The sequence below is a fragment of the Roseivivax marinus genome, from assembly GCF_900109705.1.
Classification (GTDB): Bacteria; Pseudomonadota; Alphaproteobacteria; order Rhodobacterales; family Rhodobacteraceae; genus Roseivivax; species Roseivivax marinus.
Window position 1 is genome coordinate 1 of sequence record NZ_FOAI01000035.1, and the last position, 1,346, is coordinate 1,346.

At 63.9% G+C, this 1,346-nt stretch carries 1 protein-coding gene; it reads left to right on the forward strand.

Annotated features, from left to right (window positions below; genetic code table 11):
* Positions 1-84 precede the first annotated feature (84 nt).
* A complete protein-coding gene (locus BMX29_RS18675) occupies positions 85-1,104 on the forward strand; it encodes an IS110 family RNA-guided transposase (RefSeq protein WP_092815966.1) in 1,020 nt (339 codons plus the stop codon).
* Positions 1,105-1,346 lie beyond the last annotated feature (242 nt).

Here is a 1,346-nt window from a genome sequence, read left to right on the forward strand (position 1 = left end):
CGATGGGGTGGATGGCTCCTGCTCCCCGGCGTCGCGATGCGCCATAGTGCAGGTGTCATGATCTGCATGTGAGAGGAGCCACCCATGAGAGTTTCGACCATCGGCCTGGATTTGGCCAAGAACATCTTTCAGGTTCATGGCGTCACCGATCAGGGTGAGGTCGCGTTCAACCGCCCGCTCCGGAGGGCGCAGGTTCTGGCCTTCTTCGAGCGTATCGAGCCTTGCCTGGTCGGGATCGAGGCATGTAGCTCCGGGCATTACTGGGCGCGTGAACTCTCCAAACTCGGTCACGAAGTGCGGCTCATTCCGCCGATCTACGTGAAGCCCTACGTCAAGCGGGGAAAGTCGGACGCTGTCGACGCCGAGGCGATCTGCGAGGCGGTGACCCGCCCGACGATGCGCTTCGTGGAGATCAAGTCCGAGGATCAGCAAGCGCTGCTCAGTCTTCACCGCACGCGCGATCTGGCGGTGCGACAGAGGACGCAGCTGGTCAACATGCTGCGCGGCTTGCTGGCCGAGTTTGGCATCACCATTCCCAGGGGTCTGGGCAAGGCACTCGGCTATGCCAAGGATGTCACCGAGGGCGCGCAGCCGGATATCCCGGAGATTGCCCGGGATGTCGTTCGCGTGCTCTGCCGGCAGGTGATGGCGCTGCACAACTGGATCGGATGGTATGAGACCCGGCTGAAGATCGAGGCCCGGGCAAACCCTCAGGTCCGGTTGCTCCAGACCATCCCCGGGGTGGGCCCGATCACGGCCTCGGCAATCGCTGCCACGGTCGGCAGCGGGCATCAGTTCCGAAGCGGCCGCGAGTTTGCAGCCTGGCTGGGCCTGACGCCCAAGAACCGGTCCAGCGGAGGCAAGGAGCGTCTCGGCGGGATCTCGAAGATGGGCGACCGATACTTGCGACAGTTACTGGTCGTGGGCATGACGTCGCGGGTCCGGCAGGTCCGAAACCACCCGGAACGCGGCGATCCGTGGCTCAGGGATCTGCTCGACCGAAAGCCGGCGCGCCTCGCCACCGTCGCCATGGCGAACAAGACCGCCCGGGTCGTTTGGGCCGTGCTGACGAAAAACCGACCCTACGCTCAACCCGCCGCCTGAGAGACGCGGCATTCGAGATAGCAAGACAAGAGATGTGATGGGCACACCTTCAGCCGCAACGACGAGGACACCCCGCCGAAAGTCGAGGGCGCCACAGCCCGCGAAGCCGATAGGGACCTTGTCTGCGGAAACCATCAGGGCCAGCGGTCAGACGCACCGCGCAAATAGGCCGGACACACGACCGCTTCTGATAGGTGCGCCACGCTGCATTTTGGACTTGCTATGCAGGAGCCATCCACACA

Bases quoted from the DNA above. Each gene is read 5' to 3' on its own strand.
- BMX29_RS18675 (WP_092815966.1), top strand. From the start codon at position 85: ATGAGAGTTTCGACCATCGGCCTGGATTTGGCCAAGAACATCTTTCAG.